The following is a 17464-nucleotide window of genomic DNA, read 5'->3' as shown; positions in this document are numbered from 1 at the left end:
GCGCACACGTGTGCAGGCCAGGAGACACAATGACCACCGCATTCGCCTACGATCGCCGGACCGCACAGATCAGCTCCGGAGCCCGTGATTTCACCGCGCAGGTGATCGACGAGCAGACCGGGACGACACTGATCGTCGGCACGCCACAGTCGGTTCCGGACGTGTGGATCGACTATCTCGACGGCGCTCGCGAAAGCTACGCCAAGTACGGCGCCGAAATGGCCCTCGAGTACGACGACGTCGTCCGCGGCAACTGCACAACCCTGTTCTACGCAGCCCTGGATCGCTCGGGAACGGTCATCGGGGGCGTGCGCGCCAAGGGGCCGTACAGCAACGCCCACCAATCCCACGCACTGCTCGAATGGGCTGGCCAGCCGGGCCTGGAGATGGTCATCGACGCGATCGATTCACGACTCGAACATGGCGTTGTGGAGATGAAGACCGCCTGGGCCGCCGAAGGACCCGCCGCGGCGACCGTTGCCGGGATGCTTGCCCGCGTCGCGCTTCCCACGATGACCCTCACCGGTGCCCGCTACATCATGGCCACCGCTGCGGACCACGTGCTGCGTCGCTGGGAATCCTCGGGCGGCCGGGTCGCCGAAGACATCCAGGCCTCGCCGTACCCCGATGCCCGCTACCAGACCAGCCTGATGTGGTGGGACCGCGACCGGATCGCGCTCGATGCCAAGCCGAAGGTGCTCGCACACATGGTCCAGGACACCTCGATCCTCGCGGCCGGTTCCCCTCACAACGTCTGGTCGTCGACAAATGGCGTCGCGGCCTGAGAACGGGCGTCAGCGGCCCGCCGCCTGCGGACCAGGTCGAGATTCCCCACGCGGCGCTCGTCCGCGACAAACTCGATCTGAGGCTCGCTCGGAGGGCCGGGTACCCACACGATCGGCGCACATGTGCGCGAGATCACTTTGTTACGCCCGGCGTCTTTTGCTGCATACATGCATCGATCCGCCTGCCTGGTGAGGAAGTCGATCACGTCGTCGATATTGGGGCGACCGGTCGTCGATCGGATCAACGGCGCGTAGATTGCTCCGATACTGATCGTGACGCCGCACTCGGTGTCGATTCGGTGACGGACCTCCTCGGCGAGTTCGACGAGTTCCGCGGGGCTTGCGGACTCGGTCATCACCACGAACTCCTCGCCGCCGAATCGGCTGACCATCGACCGGCTGGGCACGGTCTTCTCGATGACAGCTGCCGCCGCCACGAGCACGGAATCCCCGGCGGCATGGCCATGGCTGTCGTTGACGATCTTGAAGTTGTCGAAGTCCATCATCATGAACCCGATCGACTGACGGGTTCTGACGATGCGCTCGAGGAGATCGCTGTTTCGGCTCAGCAGTCCGCGACGGTTGAGTACCCCGGTCAGCGGGTCGGTATCACCCAGCTTGGCGACCTTGAGGAGCACCGAACCCAGTGACTTCCGGAGTGCGGCGACCATGAACACCGGCACAAAAACCGTGGTGACCGCGGCGCCGGTGGCGACGATGAGTGCCACTCCGGAGGTGGCGTTGATGGATGACAGTGCCACCGCCAGCACCATTGCGAGCACTGTGAACGAGATCGTCACCCGCCGCGAAGAGCCCATGGCCGCGATCGCCGGGATGGCGGCCAACAGTGCCACAATCGCTCGGGCCGCCGCCGGGTCCGTCACCAGATAGGCCGACCAGGCCACACCCAACATTCCGCCGAATCCGAGTATTGCGAATTGCGTGTCGGACAACCGGCCGATATATAGCGTGACGGCGAAAGAGAATGTGCTGAAAAGCCAGACCAGGACGAGGTATTTCATACCGCCGTCGATAATGAATTCCGGCTGTATGAACGCGAACAAAGGCAACGCGAAAGCGCCCGCCGTACTTATCAGTACCGCAGTCGATCGTGCGTCGAAACGCTCCGACAACTTGTTACTCACGCGATCAGCTATCCGAATCCCCAGCACAGTGGCGACGCCTCCGGGCAGGTACGCGAGACCCTGACCGGACCGACGACGATGGTGAAACCTTCGAGGCGTGAAATTTCACTCAACGCCGGTTCCCGATTGGGAACAACCATCGTCAGTCTAGACACGGGTTCGACATCCGGCCATCTTAGGATGAAATCTGCGCGGCGCGGTAGTCTCAACGATTGAACGAGCGCGAGGTGTGCATTTGTTGGGATGTCGCTGCGCTGGACTGATCATCGGGAGTTGTGCATGTCAGCGTCAACCCCGCCACTGGAGCCAACGGTGGCAACCCGCGATGCCATTCGCACCCTCATCTCTGATATCGAATACCCCTCCCTCGGGGTCGTCCTCGTGTCCATGGACCCGACCTGCCTGCTCGCGGCCGCGTTGGGCTGGCGTTTGGCCAGCAAACTCCGACCGGCGGTGGCCACTGAACTGAGCGCGTTGTTCGGTGGTCATCCGGCTGTCTGGGAGGGTCCGTACGACCATCTGATCCTGGTGTTCTTCAATGCCGACGATGTCGATACCGAGACTGTCGAACGTCGACTCGCCGAGCGCATGTCACGTCAGGTGATGGTCGAGGGACAAGCGGTCTTCGTCCCGACCTGCCTGGGAATAGCGATTGCCTCCGAGGTGCCCACCGCGCGCGACGCCCCGGATCTGGTCCAAGCCGCAAGTGCTGCTGTCCACCACGCCATCCGCACCTCGTCGACGTCGATCCGCGCCACGTCGCAGACGGTGGAATTGCTCAAGCACGAAGTGGCGGCGACCACCGAGTTGGCCAAGGCGATCGGCAGCGACTTCACCCTGCACTACCAACCGATCGTCGACCTGGCATCGAGGAATCGTGTCGGGTTCGAGTCCCTGTTGAGATGGCAGGTGGGTGATGAACTCCGACTCCCCGCCGACTTTCTCGACGCGGCTGAGGCCACGTCGTTGATCGTCCCGATCGGCAGGTGGGGCGTAACGGTCGCACTTGGCCAACTGGCGCAGTGGCAGCGGGAGTCAGACGACACGACCCTGTTCATGTCGGTCAACTTCTCGGCTCGCCAGCTCATCGACCGCGGGTTGGTGCAGCATGTCGCCGACACGATTGCGGCCACGGGCGTGCCTGCCGAGTCGGTGTGGGTGGAGGTGACCGAACGTAACCTCATCGAGGTCGGATCCCCGGCTGCGCAAACGCTTCTGGAACTCGACGCGCTCGGATGCACTGTCTGCGTCGATGACCTCGGGACCGGTTTCGCGGCACTGCGATACATGGTGGAACAGCCGGTGAAGGTGGTGAAGATCGACCGATCCCTCGTGTCCAAGGTCGGCATCGTCGAGCCGCTGCGCAGCTTGGTGGGAGCGGTGTGCACATTGTCGGCCTCCCTCGGCATCCTCACCGTTGCCGAAGGTGTTGAGAGCGAAGACGAAGTACGCAAACTCCGCGACCTCGGTTTCACCCATGCGCAGGGGTTCCTGTTCGGCAAACCCGAAGCCGCAGGCGACATCCGCTTGTAATCGCCCGAGCCGTTACGATCGGCGTAGACATGAGCGCCAACGAAACCGGCCCGGTGCCGATCCCCCGCCCGACCGCCCTGACCCGGCGTCGTTTCCTGATCGCAGGTCCCGCCGCGGCCGCGCTGCTGATCTCCGCATGTTCATCGACCGACGCCGGAACACCGACCAGCAACGACGACGACGACCTCAGCGTTCCATCGACGTATGTGGTCTCGGACGCTGATGCGGACCTGACCGGTTCGGACGATGCGACCGCAACCCTGCAGTCGATACTCGACACCACTCCGGCCGGTTGCGAGATCGTGATCCCCGACGGGGCGGTGCTCCGATGTACTGCCGGCCTCGAACTCCCTGGCGGAAAACACCTTTCCGGCCCGGGCGAGCTGAAGTTCACCGATGGGATCGCGCAGGCATCAGGACTCACCGTGACCGGGTCGGGATCCCGGATCCATCGACTGCGCATGACAAATCCCGACCTGCTCGGGGCTCGATCGCAGACCGGCGAAAACCCGTTTGCCATCACGATCAAGGCCGACAACGTCGAGGTCTCCGAGTGCTTCATCGAGTCGTTCCAGAGCGGGATCGGCGTCGACCCGTACGGCGAGTGGTACTACACCCGAATCCTGAACAACCGCATCAAAGATGTCCTCGGTGCCGGCGACGGCCCGGACGATCTGGAGTCGACGCTGGGCGAGGACCGGGGTGACGGGATCGTCACCTGGGGTGCCGCCGCGACCATCATCGGCAACGAGGTCGACTGCCGGGCCGGATCCGACGCACGGATCGGAATCCACTGCGAGGCATTGAAAGACCGGGAGCAAGAGTCTGGACCGATGCCGAACTCGATCTACACGGTCGCGAACAATACCGTTCGGGGTCAGTTCCGCCGGGGCATCGTCGTCGAGGACATCACACAGGCCACGATCATCAACAACACGGTCTCCGACAGCACCTGGTGGGGTGTGGCGGTGATCCGCAGCAGCGAGGTCACCGTCGCCGACAACACAATTGAGTTCACCCGCGCCGACTCCGACCGGCAAGGCGAGTCCTACGCGCCTCACCGGGCGGCGGTGATGTTGTACGGCTCGACCACGATGACTGCAGTGGAACGCAACTCGATCACCGTGTCCGGTCACGCCGATTCGTATATCGCCATGTTCGGCGTCGACAACATCGACGACCAGCCACGCAATTGTCATGCCACCGACAACACGGGCATCTCGACAACAGAGGGTGTCACCACCGTCGGAGGCAGCGTCACCCACGGGGTGTCATGCCGATTCGAACGCAACACATTGACCGATTTTCAGACCGACGGGATCAGGTTCTGGCATACCACCGGACCGGCGGCACGCCAGAACACGCTCTCCCGCAACGGAGATCGTTCCCATGCCGGCATCCAGTTCGAGAACAGCAACAACGAGCCTGCCGACACCATCACCGATCAGAACAGCATCTCGGGGTTTGCCGACGGCATCCTCGACACGAACGGCACTGCCGGACACATCGTGCACCGTGGCAACCGGATCTCCGAATGCACTCACGGGATCAATCTGTTCGACCGTTCCGGATCGACGGGCTCATTGGACGCCAACGAGTTCGTCGACGTCACGACCGAAACCCTCAATGTTCCGGAAGGCGTCTCGATCTCCTAGCCATCAGCGGCTCTGGCCGCCTCAGTCGGCACAGTCGGCTCGACCACCTCGACCACCTCGACCGGCTCGACCACTTCGGTCGGCTCGGCGGATGCCGCTGGTGGCGCGAGAGCAGTATGGTCCGGTAACCCACTGTCGCTCTTACGTTTTCGGTGTCCGCGCGCGACCGCCGGGATCAGGACCGCACCGATCACCTTGGCCCGGACCTTGGCGAGCTGGTCCAGTGCGTCGGTGAGCTCCCCCACCCGGGTCCGACCGCCCGCACAGACGATGAGGGTTCCTTCGGCACCGACCGCAAGGACCGACGCGATATCACCTTCCAGGACCGGCGGGCCCTCGATGACCACGTGTTCGAACGACTTCTTGAGGTCATCGAACATCTCGGTGGCACGTGGCGACTTCAACAACTCCGGTCCGGCACCACTGCGCGGGCCGGTGCCGAGCACCAGGGGCCCAGGCACCAACTTACCGAAGATCTTGTCATCGAGCGGATGGGAACCACCCAGCACCGAACTGACCCCCGGCTCGGACACCTCCTCGCCGACATCAGACAGATCGGCTCTGACGAGTACCACCGACCTACCCGTCTTCGACAGTGCTGCAGCAAGATTCGATGCGACCATCGATCGCTCCGGCGACTTCGTCGGGCTACTGACCAGAATGCTGGAGATCGGGTTGTCCCCTGTCGCATAGGCGACGTTGGTCGACAAGACGTCGAAGGACTGAGCGGCTGCGGTGCCCCGCGCCGGCAGGTACGGGAAATCGTCGACCGACTCCAAGCCCTTCGACGAGATCTCGGCGAGCACCGGCGGCGCACCCGGCACCATCGCCACGTCCACAGCGCTGCGCAGGCGATTGTCGAGTACGGCCCGGGCGATCGCGATCGCCGTTGCCACCACGAGCCCAAAGATCAACGACCAGAGCACATTCGCGATCAGATTGGGCGACACCTGCTCGCCGGACTCGGCCGGGGTGACGATCCGCATCTGCGCCGGTTCGGACTTGCCCTGCTTATCTGCGGTGGACATGAACCCGGCGAGCGACACCGCGACGCCATTGGCGAGCCGTTGAGCCCGGCCGGCGTCGGTGTCGCGCACCGCAACCTCGAGCAGCGTCGTTTCCGGTACGGCCAGCGCGGTGATCTCCTTGATCGCGGTGGCGACCGGCATGACGATCTGGGCATCACGCAAGGCCGCGGTCACGATCTCGGTGGACGTGGCCAGTTCGGAATAGGTGGCAACGAGCCCCTGCAAGCCTTCGGGCGTTTCGCGTTCACCGCTCTGGTTCACCACCGAACTGACGTACAGGGTCGCGGTGGACTCGTACTCGGATTCTTGCGTGAGCGTGTATCCCACCCCTGCCAGTACCACCACAACGGTGATCGCCACGATCAGAATCCAACCGTTGCGCAGAGCGTTCGCACATAGCCTCAGCCAGTTGGCATCTCGTCGATCCGGTGTTCGGGATGTCATGTCTTATGCTCCATGGTGGATTCTTGGTGTTCGATCGTCGAGTTGTCATGGACCCCGGGCGAGCCTCGTGCGACCAGGCACACCAGCAACACCAACGGCAATATCGGAACCTGATGCCGCAGCGCCGAACCGAAGTCGGGTTCGAATATTGCCTGCACCGTGACGAAGGCGAGCACAAATGCCATCGCCCTTCTCACCAACACGTTGATATCCGTTGAAGCTCCCTGCAATACCCTTCCGGCTCGGCTCAGCGACACGAAGAAGTACGTCCAGATGCCGGCGATCAGCACCGCGAGTCCCGCATAGTAGGCACCGCCGAGCAGCACCATCGGGACGGGCACGAACAGGAACGCGAAACTCGCGATCGCGTTGATGATGCCACCGAGTGGATCGGCGATATCGGTGAATGAGCCGATGGCCGTCATCGAATCGGGCCCCACGCCACGAGTGCTGTTGACCATCTCGCGATAGTGATCGACGGGCAGCCCGAGAAGTACGGCAAACGCCACCGCCAGCGCGACCAGCGACGCGACTCCCACTGCAACACTGGAGATCACGCGTATCCGACGCCAATTCACGATCCGCAACGCCACGTACACCACCGCGATGATGGCCCAGTACTGCCTGAAGACCTGCGCATAGACCAGCATCGCGGCAACGAGAACCCCGTCGAAGACGACGCTGGTCGGCACCAGGAGCACCAGGGCCGTGAACGGTAGAACGGTCAACTCTTTGGAGTAGTACCCGATGTACACCGCTGCCAAGACAATGATCAGGCCGGCCAAAACGGCTTCCGGAAGTCCGCCGGGATATCCCCTGGAGCGCACCAGACACACCAGCAGCACGGCCGTTGCCGCAGCGAGCCCCAACAGGGAGGCCGCGGTCGCATGCGAACCCAGTCCCAGGAAGTCGTACACCCGAGCGGTATTCGTGTACGAGGCATCTTCTCTGATGACGATCCGGCCCGTGGCCAACTGCGCGATCACGTCGCCGTCATAGGAGAACTTGGGCGGGAGGATGACCGTCCGGTGCAGGACAACGAACACGCCGAACACAAAGGCGTAAGCGGTTGCCAATGCCATCAACACATGGCGGTACCGCTGGTATCTGAAGCCGATACCGGCCAGACCGGTTGTCATAACCATGATTTCGTGGACGGATCCTACTCTTGGCATCTGCGCACCAGGGGGTTGATCTCGCGCTCCCCCCGGGCACGATCGAAACGGGCGCGCGCCGAGTTGCGGCGCTTCTTTTAAGACAATAGCTCAGTTGTGCCCTTCCTGCGCATTGTGATTGTCCTCATTCTTCAATAGATCAATTACGTAGTATGGTCACTCCGGAATCTTCCGGCGGCGATTGAAGTGATAATGAAACTACTGATGACCGGCCATTTGGGATACCTCGGAACCGAGATGTCATCAATGCTCATCCAGCGCGGCCACGAGGTCTTCGGGCTGGACAACAACTACTTCGGAACTGGGAATTTCCTTGGGGCGCCGGACATTCTGCCCATGGTGGCAAAGGACCTGCGGGACGTTACTCCGGCTGATCTCGAGGGATTCGACGCGGTAATTCATTTAGCGGCGCTATCTAATGACCCATTGTCAGACCTCAATCCAATTCTGACCTACACGATCAATTTAGATTCTTCCGTGCATTTAGCTAAGGCCGCGAAAGCCGCCGGAGTGTCAAGATTTCTTTTCTCTTCTTCCTGCAGCCTCTATGGCAAGGGCGGTGACAGCGAGGTCGATGAGAACGCTGAGTTCAACCCCGTCACGCCCTACGGCGAATCCAAGATCCGGGTTGAGCAGGCGTTGACGGAACTCGCCGACGACAACTTCTCCCCGGTCTATCTGCGCAACGCAACGGCATACGGTCTCTCCCGACGCCTGCGGTGCGACATCGTCGTCAACAACCTGGTCGCTCACGCGGTGACCAGTGGCAGGGTCGTGATGGAAAGTGACGGCACACCACACCGCCCGCTGGTCCATGTACTCGATATCGCCCTTGCGTTCGCCTGTGTCCTCGACGCACCACGCGAGGCAATCCACAACGAGGCCTTCAACGTCGGCCGCGTCGGCGAAAACTACCAGGTCAGGGACATCGCAAATCTGGTTGCCCGGGTGGTCCCCGATTGCGTCGTGAGTCTCGGCGAAGGTGCCGCACCGGATATTCGTGACTACAAGGTCGACTTCTCGAAAATCGAACGTAACCTGCCCGGCTACGCCCCACAATGGACGGTGCCGCGCGGCATCGAAGAGTTGTACAACGCCTATTCGGGTGCGATGACAGAAGAACTCTTCAACGGTCCCAAGTACTTCCGGCTTCGGACCATCAAACAATTGCTCGATGCCGGCGCCTTGGACATCGACCTGCGCAGCGTGGTGACGATATGAGTACCACCGACCATGGAGTGGGTAAGGCATTGCACGACTTCTCCGAACGTATCCCGGTCGCCGGTCCGTGGGTCACCGAGTTGGAGGCCAAGTTCGTCGCGGACGCGGCACTGCACGACTGGTACGAAAACGCCGGCCAGTCCGTCGGTTTGTTCGAAACGGAGTTCGCGGCCCACCTCGGTGCCCGCCACGCGCTGGCCGTCCCACATGCGACCTCGGCACTGCACCTGGCGATGGCTGCACTCGACCTCGGCCCCGGCGACGAGGTGATCGTTCCCGAGACCACTTTTGTGGCAACCGCAGCCCCGATCACCTACACGGGCGCAACCCCGGTATTTGCCGACATCGACCCCGACACCTGGTGCATGTCAGCCGATTCGTTGCGTCAGCGCCTGAGCCCGCGGACCAAAGCCATCGTCACCGTCGACCTGTACGGGGACGTCCCGGACATGTCGGCGATCCGCGAACTCGCGGGCGACATACCCGTCATCGAAGACGCCGCACAGGCCATCGGCGCGAAGCATCACGGCACTGCGGCCGGGATGCTCGGTGACCTGGGTGTGTTCAGTTTCCACGGAACCAAGACACTGACCTCGGGCGAGGGCGGCATCGTGGTCACCGATCGCACCAACCTGTTCGAGAAGATGGCCCAGCTCCGCAATCTGGGACGACGGCCGGGTGCGCACGCACAACTGGTTTCCGACATCCCGGGGTTCAAGTACCAGATGAGCAGCCTGCAAGCGGCTTTCGGCAGAGCCCAGCTGCAGCGCGTCGAAGAACTGGTTGCGAAGAAGCGCCAGATGTTCGGTTGGTATCGCGAAAGACTGGCCGACCTCGACGGCGTGCAACTCAACGCGCAGAGCGCAGGCAACGTCAACACCTACTGGATGACAAACATTGTTGTGGACAAGGCGTTTGGCACCTCGACCCGGCAGATGATGGCGTACTTCGACGACAACGGCGTCGATACGCGCCCCTTCTTCCCGCCGCTCAGCTCGTTGCAGGCGTTTTCGAACTACCCGGACCAGGTCGCCGCAGCACGCGCCACCAACCCGGTGGCCTACGACATCGCACAACGCTCGATCAACCTGCCCTCGGCTCTGATGCTGGAAGAACAGCACGTCGACCGGGTCGTGGAGTTACTGCGGGGTTTTCTACACACAGAAAAGGACAACCGATGAAGGCTGTCATCTTTGCGGGTGGTCGCGGGACCCGCATCAGCGAGGAATCGCAGACCCGCCCCAAGCCCATGGTCGAGATCGCCGGCCAACCGATCTTGTGGCACATCATGAAAATCTATGGCGCAGCCGATATCACCGAGTTCGTCGTGTTACTCGGCTACAAGGGCTACATGATCAAGGAGTACTTCGCGAACTACTTCTTGCACACCTCTGATGTGACCATCGACCTGGCGACCGACACGATCACCACACTGCAGTCGAAGGCGGAGCCGTGGAAGGTCACCCTCCTCGACACCGGCCTGGACACCCAGACCGGCGGCAGGTTGCTGCGGGCCAGAGAACACATCGGCGACGAGACCTTCTCTTTCACATACGGCGACGGGGTTGCCGATCTCGATGTCCGCAAGGTCGTCGATTTCCACAAGAACAACAACACGATCGCCACGGTCACCGCCGTGCAGCCTCCCGGCCGCTACGGAACCCTGGAGATCGGAGATTATGGCGCAACCACATTCAGCGAGAAGCCCCTTGGCAGCAGCGGCTGGGTCAACGGTGGGTTCTTCGTGGCCGAACCGGAGATCCTCGACTACATCGAGGATGGAGACCCGACGATCTTCGAACGCAAACCGATGGAACGCCTGTCCGCCGACGGCCAGTTGTCGTCGTACCGGCACGATGGCTTCTGGCTCGGCATGGACACCATGTGGGACAAGATCAACCTCAATCAGATGTGGGATTCAGGCAACGCTCCCTGGAAGATCTGGCCGTGATGAACACCGGGGCACTGTGATGGGTTCGATTCGGGTGCTGCACGTGATCAGCGAGATGGGTGTTGGCGGAGCCGAATCCGTGGTCGCCGAGTTGGTCGGCGGCGGTGATCAGGTGGGATGGGAATCCGCGGTGGCCTCCGGTGGTGGCCAACGTGCCGATCTGCTGGCCGAAACAGGCGTGCCGCAGTTCTTCGTCGAGCCTCCCCGGCGCTCGCTCGGCGGCCTGGCGAAGGCGAGAATTCATGCCGCCAAGGCGATTTCGGACTATCAACCAGACGCGATCATCGCCCACAACGTGTCGGCCAGCGCACTGACCCGGCTGGCGCAGCGCCGGGTTCCGGTGCTCTCGATCTTTCATGGGGTCGCCGACGACGACTACCACCGTTCGGCCCGGATCCTGGCGGCGACCGCAGACCACATCGTCACCGTGTCCGAAGCGATCGCCACCAGGCTTCAGTCGGTTGCCGGCCGACGAAGGTTGCCGCTCAGCGTGATCCGCAACGCCATCACCGACATGCCCCGCCCGGACCGGGACGCCTGCCGCACAGAACTCGGCATCCCGGCGGACAGACCGGTCGCGCTGTGCCTGGCGAGGATGGAACCGCAGAAGCGGCACGACGTTCTCCTCGACGCCTGGGCCGAACTGTCCGGCGAAGAGTTGCTGATACTCGCCTCGGATGGGTCACTGCGGCCGGAGCTCGAATCCCAGGCCCAGCGTCTGGGACTGGGCGATCGAGTGCGCTTCTTCGGCAGTGGCGTGCGGTCGGATGTCCCCAAGCTCCTTGCAGCATGCGATATCTCGGTGCTGACCAGCGACTGGGAGGGATTGCCGATCTCCATCCTGGAGTCGCTGTCGGCGGGGCGTCCGGTGGTGGCCACCGACGTCGACGGACTCCGCGAGATCCTGGGTACCGGTGGCGGGCGGCTCGTCTCCGCCCAGGATGTCGACGCGATCGCCGCTGCCTTTCGAGAACTGTTGCACAACGAATCGGCCCGCGCGCTCGAAGCCGATCTCGGAATGAAGACCATCCGGAGCAGATACAACCCCGGCCTGATGATGGAGAGCTACGATGCGCTGCTACGCCGTCTTGTCCGCGAGTAGTCCTCCTCCGGCCCACCCGAATCCATCGGCAGGACAACGCCAATGAAGATCATGCATGTGTCACAGCCGGTGGATGCCGGCGTTGCTGCGGTCGTCTCGGCACTGCTGGCCGACCAGATGTCCCGCGGCTGGTCGCCGATGTTGGCCTGCCCACCTGTCGGCCCGCTCCCCGAGCGCGCCGCCGAGCTGGGGGTGCCCGTTCATCCCTGGCCTGCGACCCGTTCCCCCGGGCCGTCGATTGTCGCCGAGACCCGGCGCCTGCACGCGGTTTTCCGCGCCGTTGAACCCGATGTGGTCCACCTGCACAGTTCCAAGGCAGGACTGGCAGGCAGACTCGCTCTACGAGGTGAGTTACCCACGATCTTCCAGCCACACCTGTGGTCGTTCCAGGCCGTGGACTCTCCCGTCACCCGGCTGGCGCGCAGCTGGGAGCGCTTCGGTGCACGGTGGGCACATCGCCTGCTCTGTGTCAGCGACGACGAATACCGCATCGGCATATCGGCGGGAATCGACGGCAACTATGCGGTCATCGCCAATGGTGTGGACACCGAGGTGGTTCGGCCGGCTTCGGATGTCGAGTCCCTTCGCGCGACTCTGGAACTGTCCGGCGGCCCGCTGGCGGTCTGCGTAGGTCGTCTGGCCCGGCAGAAGGGTCAGGACATGCTGTTGGAGGCCTGGCAGGATGTGGTCCCGACCCACCCGACCGCCACACTGGTGATGGTCGGCGACGGCCCCCTGGCACAACAACTACGAGAGAGCACCCATGGCAAGCATCCGTCGGTGCGATGGATGGGCAACCGCGACAACCCGACTGCGTACATGTCGGTCGCCGACGTTGTGGTGGTCCCGTCCCGGGTAGAGGGCATGGCGCTGGTTCCCATGGAGGCGATGGCGACCGGCACCGCCGTTGTCGCTTTTGACTGCGGCGGAATGAAACAGTCCGTGGGTGGGGCCGGTACCGTCCTCCCGATCGGTGACATCAACGGTCTCGGGGCCGAGATCCGCAAGCGTTTCGACAATCCCGACCTGTCCAGATCCGAAGGCCTGGCCGGACGGGCACGGATCGAGCGGTCCTTCGACCATCGGCAATCATCACGGGCGGTGGCAGAGCTGGCACAATCACTCGTCTCCGGGCAGAAAGTCGAGGGACGATGAGCACCACCGACATCTCGGCGAGCACCTCCATGGTGCGACTCGGTTCGAGAACCCTTCGGCGTACCGACACCACGCTGGTCATGTTGGACCTTGTTGCGATCACCGCCCTCATGACGCTGTGGTCGAGTTCGTTCGAGATCGCATTCGTCGCCGCACTCATCGTCACTCTCTTCCTCGAGTTCACCGGCGGATACACCCGTGCGATCACGCTCTCTGCGCTCGACAATTTCCCGAGACTGACCGTCACGGTGTCCATCGCAGTCCTGACCGGCCTGGTCATCTTCGATCACGAGTCCACAACGCTATGGGCCTTGCTCACCGCCGGATCGCTGACGATCGTCTTGTTTTCCATCCGGCTCGTCTACTACTGGATGCGTCGCAGGCATCGGCGCAGTCGAACTAGTGCACGAAGCCGCACCGCCATCGTCGGCGGAGGGATGGTCGCCGCGACACTCGTGGAAAGTACGATCAGTCGGCCACAACTCGGCCTCGAACCGGTGGTGGTCGTCGACGACGACCCCATGTACGACACCGACCGGTTCCAGATCCCGGTCATCTCGGATGTCCCGCTCACGGAGCTGGTCAAACGCGAGCAGATCGGCACGATCATCGTGTCGTTCCGAAATCGGCCCGATTCCTCACTCGTCGCAGACCTTCGGGCATGCGGTGAGATGGACTGCGAGATCTACATCGTTCCAAGGCTTTTCGAGTTCCTGCATCTGACCTCGGGTATGGACCGGATCCACACGATCCCGGTCATCAGGGTACGGCGCAACGCCCAGCGGGCGTTCTACTGGTACTGCAAGCGTGTGCTCGACCTGTGCCTGACGGTGCCCGCACTCATCTTCCTGTCACCGATCCTCGCCGCCACCGCCTGCGGCGTATACCTCTCCGACAGGTCGGCCCCTGTCATCTTCCGCCAGGAACGTGTCGGCAGGCACGGAAAGACGTTCACCCTCTTGAAGTTCCGGTCGATGCGACCGGTCTCGACCCATACCTCGGATACCGACTGGACGCCCTGCCAGCACGAACGCATGGGTAGATTGGGCCGCTTTCTGCGACAGACGTCTCTCGATGAGTTGCCCCAGTTGTGGAATGTGGTCCAGGGGAACATGTCGCTGGTCGGCCCCCGCCCCGAGCGCCCACACTTCGTCGCACAGTTCAGCGATTCGGTGTACTCGTACACCGACAGGCACCGGGTCACCGTCGGACTCACCGGGTGGGCTGCGATCAACGGGCTCCGCGGCGACACCAACATCAACGACCGGGCTCTCTACGACAACTTCTACATCGAGAACTGGTCGGTCTGGCTCGACATCAAGATCATCATCCTGACCGTTCGTTCTGTCTTGAATCGGACGGGTTCGTAGCAGTCAGAATGCAGATCTTCTCGCGCATCAAGAATCTCCGCTCCGTAGGGGTGGGTTTTCTGGCGCAAGGAATGACGCTGGTGTCCGGCGTTCTTCCGGCATTCTTCGGCCTCGACGACGTCTTGGTGTTCATCCTTGTCGTGGTCGCGTTCTCGACGATCACGGCCGGAGTTTCCACACTCGCCATCGGTTACCGCTTGCCCACTGCGCATCTCGGTGAACGGCGATCCCAGAGTCTCGTACGTTCGGCACTGCTCTGCACCGGAGCGCTCGCCCTCGCAACGCTGCTGACCGGAGTGATCGTCTATTCGGTCAACAATTCCACCGGCACCGTCATTACCTGTGTGGCCATCGTTTTGGTGGCCCAGGCGTCGTATCTCATCGCGCAGGCAGTCCTGGTGGCAGCGGACTGTTACCCCGAGTTCATGGTCATGCGCTTCACCTATGCCTGCATTCTGCTGACCGGGAACGTACTGCTGTGTCTGGCCTCCGGCAACGAGTTCAGTTTCATCGTCTGCATCGCGGTAGCGTACGGGCTGGCGGCCGCAATTGCTCTGCTGCGCCCAAAGATCCGGCGCATGGCGTTCACCCGGATACCCTACGGCCCGGGCTCGATCGGCCATGACATCCGCAGCGGCGGCGCCCTGATCACCGGACAGTTCTTCAACGGACTGTCGATGCAGTCCGGTGCTCTCGCCGCCGGGACACTGGGCAACTTTGCACCCGCCTGGGCGTTGGCCACCCGCGTCACCAACGGCTTTCAGACGATTGCCGGGCAGATCCTGACGCCGGCCATCGACACCACGGTCGCCAGAGGGATTCGTGAGCAGTCACGGACGACGGTCCGATCCGGGACCCGCAACGGCTTGTTGTTCGGATCCGCACTCGGCCTCGGATGCCTCGTGGCAAGTGTTGTCGCAGTGCTGATCACCGGCATACTTCCCGATTCGGGCGCGTCGGGCGATTTGTGGGCCTTCTTCGCCGCGACCGCCGTGTACAACTGCCTCAACATCGTGATCATCCCGATCGACCGCATCCTCCCGTTCCTCGGGCGCACGCGCTTCCGGATGATGTGGGACATCTTCCGCGCGGCGACGATGGTGCCGTCGATCATCTTCCTGCACGGAGACGCGATGCTGATCGCACTGACGGTCATCTCCGGTATCGCATTCACGATCTACGTCGGTGAGACGTGGAGCATGGTGTGGCGCTATCGATCACACAAGATGCCCCGTAGCCCCATGCGGATTCCCGGGACCGGCAAGCAACGCCGCGATGGCAGGCGCGTGGCGAGAGGCAAGACCGTCGACGAGATGGCCGCGGAGGCGATCACGATCGAACTCGACATGTCGGTGGCATCTTTGTTCCACACCCGGCGCCAGTACGGCGATATCGAGATGAGCAGCGGCACAACAACGGAACTCAGGGCACTGCGCGAGCAGAACGCCGACCTCCGACGACGACTGGCCGAAGCAGAACTGCGTGCCGGCGGGCTCCGCTACGAATCGGGGTCGTCGATCAGACGCGTTCGGTGATCACGCGCTGTCCCTGATCCGCAGGGGCACTGGTCACTGATCAGCGGGGGTCAGGGCGTCGAAGTCGACTGTGTGACCGCCGCCCTTGGTCCGGGCGTGATACATCGCGGTGTCAGCCGCGCTGATGATGTCCTCGGCGCAGCGCCGATCACCCGGGCGGATACGTGCCATTCCCACACTCGCGCGGAGCCGAACCTGCGTGCCGTCGATCTCTGACGGCTCGGTCAGCAGGACGTGGACGAAGTCCGAGACATCTTCGACGTCTTCTTCGTCGACATCACGCAGGACCGCGATGAACTCGGCCCCGACCACCCGCCCGATCAGATGCGGTTCGGGCAACTCGTCGCGCAAGCGCCCAGCCGTCATCGCAAGAGCTCTGTCGCCGCCGAGATGCCCCAGGGAATCGTTCAGTTGCCGGAGCTTGTCGAAGTTGATCACCATGACCACATCGACCTTCGGACGATCCAGTGAGCGGACGGTCCCCAGCAGTTCGTTGATGTACCGGATCACGTACTTCAGGTTGGGCAGCCCGGTCAGCGCGTCGCGTTCCCCGTCGATCGCCAGACGCTCGCGCATGGTCCGCAATTCCGTGACGTCGTTGAACGAGACGATCACCAGTGACTCCGGATCCTCGGGGTGCAGCAGGGTGGCACTGCAGTCGAGCCAGACGCGCTTGCCGTCGATGCGGTCGAGGCCCAGGGTGATCCCCGAGACGGGCCCCCCGGTGGCGATTGCACGTTGGTTCGGGAACTCACCGGCGACCAGTCGCGCGCCGCAGTCGCCGCGGAATGTCACGGAACCGGACTCGTTGAACTCGAGTTTCGAGCGCCTGTCGGAAAGCTCCAAGATGCGGTCTGCAGCCTCGTTGGCGGCCTCGACCTTGCCCTCGGGGGTCACCACAACCAGGCCACCGACAAGGGAGTCCATCACCGTCGCCAATGACCGGGCATCCCAACCCGACCAGTCCTGCCGCACTCCGGCCCCCGTTTCGATCAACCGCATCCTGCTTCCCCTGACTGTCCCATCCCCGCAAGTATGATCCTTACGATCACACAATTCTCCGATGTTCGCGCAGCAATTGCGGTATGCATGGGGGATTGGCACGAAATTTCCCGTGTTCTGTGGACAATCAGGAGGCTCTTGGCTGCGATTCGCCGTCACCATAGCGGCCACCGGAATCTTCGGCGAGGTCGCGCAGGCGCACTGCGCGACCAACAGCGATTGCTACCACAATCGACACGACAAGCCAGGCGATCACCGCTAGAGTGACCCAGAACACGATCATGGCAACCATTCTGCCAAGCGAAGCTGAGAAAACCCTCTATACGGGTAATTCAGGCATGCCCGGGCCACGTTCGGCGAGTC

General features: G+C 62.8%; 15 protein-coding genes. 10 read left to right on the top strand and 5 right to left on the bottom strand.

The genetic code is table 11. From position 1 onward, the window contains the following. Positions 1–29 precede the first annotated feature (29 nt). Positions 30–785: a hypothetical protein gene (locus AC1D75_RS08015; protein WP_495514745.1), complete on the top strand. Its 756-nt coding sequence runs from the start codon at positions 30–32 to the stop codon at positions 783–785. On the opposite strand, the gene AC1D75_RS08010 is transcribed toward AC1D75_RS08015, so the two are convergent. After that, positions 746–1930, bottom strand: coding sequence for a GGDEF domain-containing protein (locus AC1D75_RS08010; RefSeq protein WP_495514744.1), 1185 nt, complete (start codon positions 1928–1930; stop codon positions 746–748). The genes AC1D75_RS08015 and AC1D75_RS08010 overlap by 40 nt on opposite strands. 279 nt (positions 1931–2209) lie before the next feature. On the opposite strand from AC1D75_RS08010, the gene AC1D75_RS08005 reads away from it, so the two are divergent. Beyond that, entirely contained in the window at positions 2210–3463 is a 1254-nt protein-coding gene (locus AC1D75_RS08005; protein WP_495514743.1) for an EAL domain-containing protein, read from the top strand. A gap of 29 nt (positions 3464–3492) precedes the next feature. Further along, complete coding sequence (locus AC1D75_RS08000) at positions 3493–5118, top strand: NosD domain-containing protein (RefSeq protein WP_495514742.1); 1626 nt, start codon at positions 3493–3495, stop codon at positions 5116–5118. Here the strand turns inward: AC1D75_RS08000 and AC1D75_RS07995 are convergent. Further along, the gene (locus AC1D75_RS07995; RefSeq protein WP_495514741.1) at positions 5115–6590 is read right to left on the bottom strand and encodes a tyrosine-protein kinase domain-containing protein; all 1476 of its coding nucleotides are present in this window, start codon (positions 6588–6590) and stop codon (positions 5115–5117) included. The two genes, AC1D75_RS08000 and AC1D75_RS07995, sit on opposite strands and share 4 nt — an antisense overlap. Next, entirely contained in the window at positions 6587–7735 is a 1149-nt protein-coding gene (locus AC1D75_RS07990; protein ID WP_495514740.1) for a hypothetical protein, read from the bottom strand. Before AC1D75_RS07990 ends, AC1D75_RS07995 begins: the two co-directional genes overlap by 4 nt. 222 nt (positions 7736–7957) lie before the next feature. Here AC1D75_RS07990 and AC1D75_RS07985 point away from each other — a divergent pair, with 222 nt between their 5' ends. The 7 genes from AC1D75_RS07985 to AC1D75_RS07955 are packed head-to-tail and all read left to right on the top strand — an operon-like array spanning position 7958 to position 16099. Then, entirely contained in the window at positions 7958–8986 is a 1029-nt protein-coding gene (locus tag AC1D75_RS07985) for an NAD-dependent epimerase/dehydratase family protein (RefSeq protein WP_495514739.1), read from the top strand. Further along, entirely contained in the window at positions 8983–10167 is a 1185-nt protein-coding gene (locus tag AC1D75_RS07980; RefSeq protein ID WP_495514738.1) for a DegT/DnrJ/EryC1/StrS family aminotransferase, read from the top strand. Before AC1D75_RS07985 ends, AC1D75_RS07980 begins: the two co-directional genes overlap by 4 nt. Next, positions 10164–10937, top strand: a complete 774-nt coding sequence (gene rfbF, locus AC1D75_RS07975) for a glucose-1-phosphate cytidylyltransferase (RefSeq protein ID WP_495514737.1) — start codon at positions 10164–10166, stop codon at positions 10935–10937. The genes AC1D75_RS07980 and rfbF overlap by 4 nt, the downstream gene beginning before the upstream one ends. 19 nt (positions 10938–10956) lie before the next feature. After that, positions 10957–12039: a glycosyltransferase gene (locus AC1D75_RS07970; protein WP_495514736.1), complete on the top strand. Its 1083-nt coding sequence runs from the start codon at positions 10957–10959 to the stop codon at positions 12037–12039. A gap of 42 nt (positions 12040–12081) precedes the next feature. Next, on the top strand, positions 12082–13194 hold the full coding sequence (locus AC1D75_RS07965; RefSeq protein ID WP_495514735.1) for a glycosyltransferase: 1113 nt from the start codon (positions 12082–12084) through the stop codon (positions 13192–13194). Further along, complete coding sequence (locus AC1D75_RS07960) at positions 13191–14564, top strand: sugar transferase (protein ID WP_495514734.1); 1374 nt, start codon at positions 13191–13193, stop codon at positions 14562–14564. Before AC1D75_RS07965 ends, AC1D75_RS07960 begins: the two co-directional genes overlap by 4 nt. Before the next feature lie 8 nt (positions 14565–14572). After that, positions 14573–16099, top strand: a complete 1527-nt coding sequence (locus AC1D75_RS07955; protein WP_495514733.1) for a hypothetical protein — start codon at positions 14573–14575, stop codon at positions 16097–16099. 33 nt (positions 16100–16132) lie between these two features. Here the strand turns inward: AC1D75_RS07955 and AC1D75_RS07950 are convergent, their stop codons facing one another. Both AC1D75_RS07950 and AC1D75_RS07945 read right to left on the bottom strand, forming a co-directional pair. Beyond that, positions 16133–17101: a GGDEF domain-containing protein gene (locus AC1D75_RS07950; RefSeq protein ID WP_495514732.1), complete on the bottom strand. Its 969-nt coding sequence runs from the start codon at positions 17099–17101 to the stop codon at positions 16133–16135. A gap of 127 nt (positions 17102–17228) precedes the next feature. Further along, entirely contained in the window at positions 17229–17384 is a 156-nt protein-coding gene (locus AC1D75_RS07945) for a hypothetical protein (protein ID WP_495514731.1), read from the bottom strand. Positions 17385–17464: the final 80 nt, after the last annotated feature.

The sequence above is a fragment of the Williamsia sp. Y712 genome, from assembly GCF_059445525.1.
Note: the sequence above shows the minus strand (reverse complement) of the source record. Positions and strands in the feature narration are given on the sequence as shown.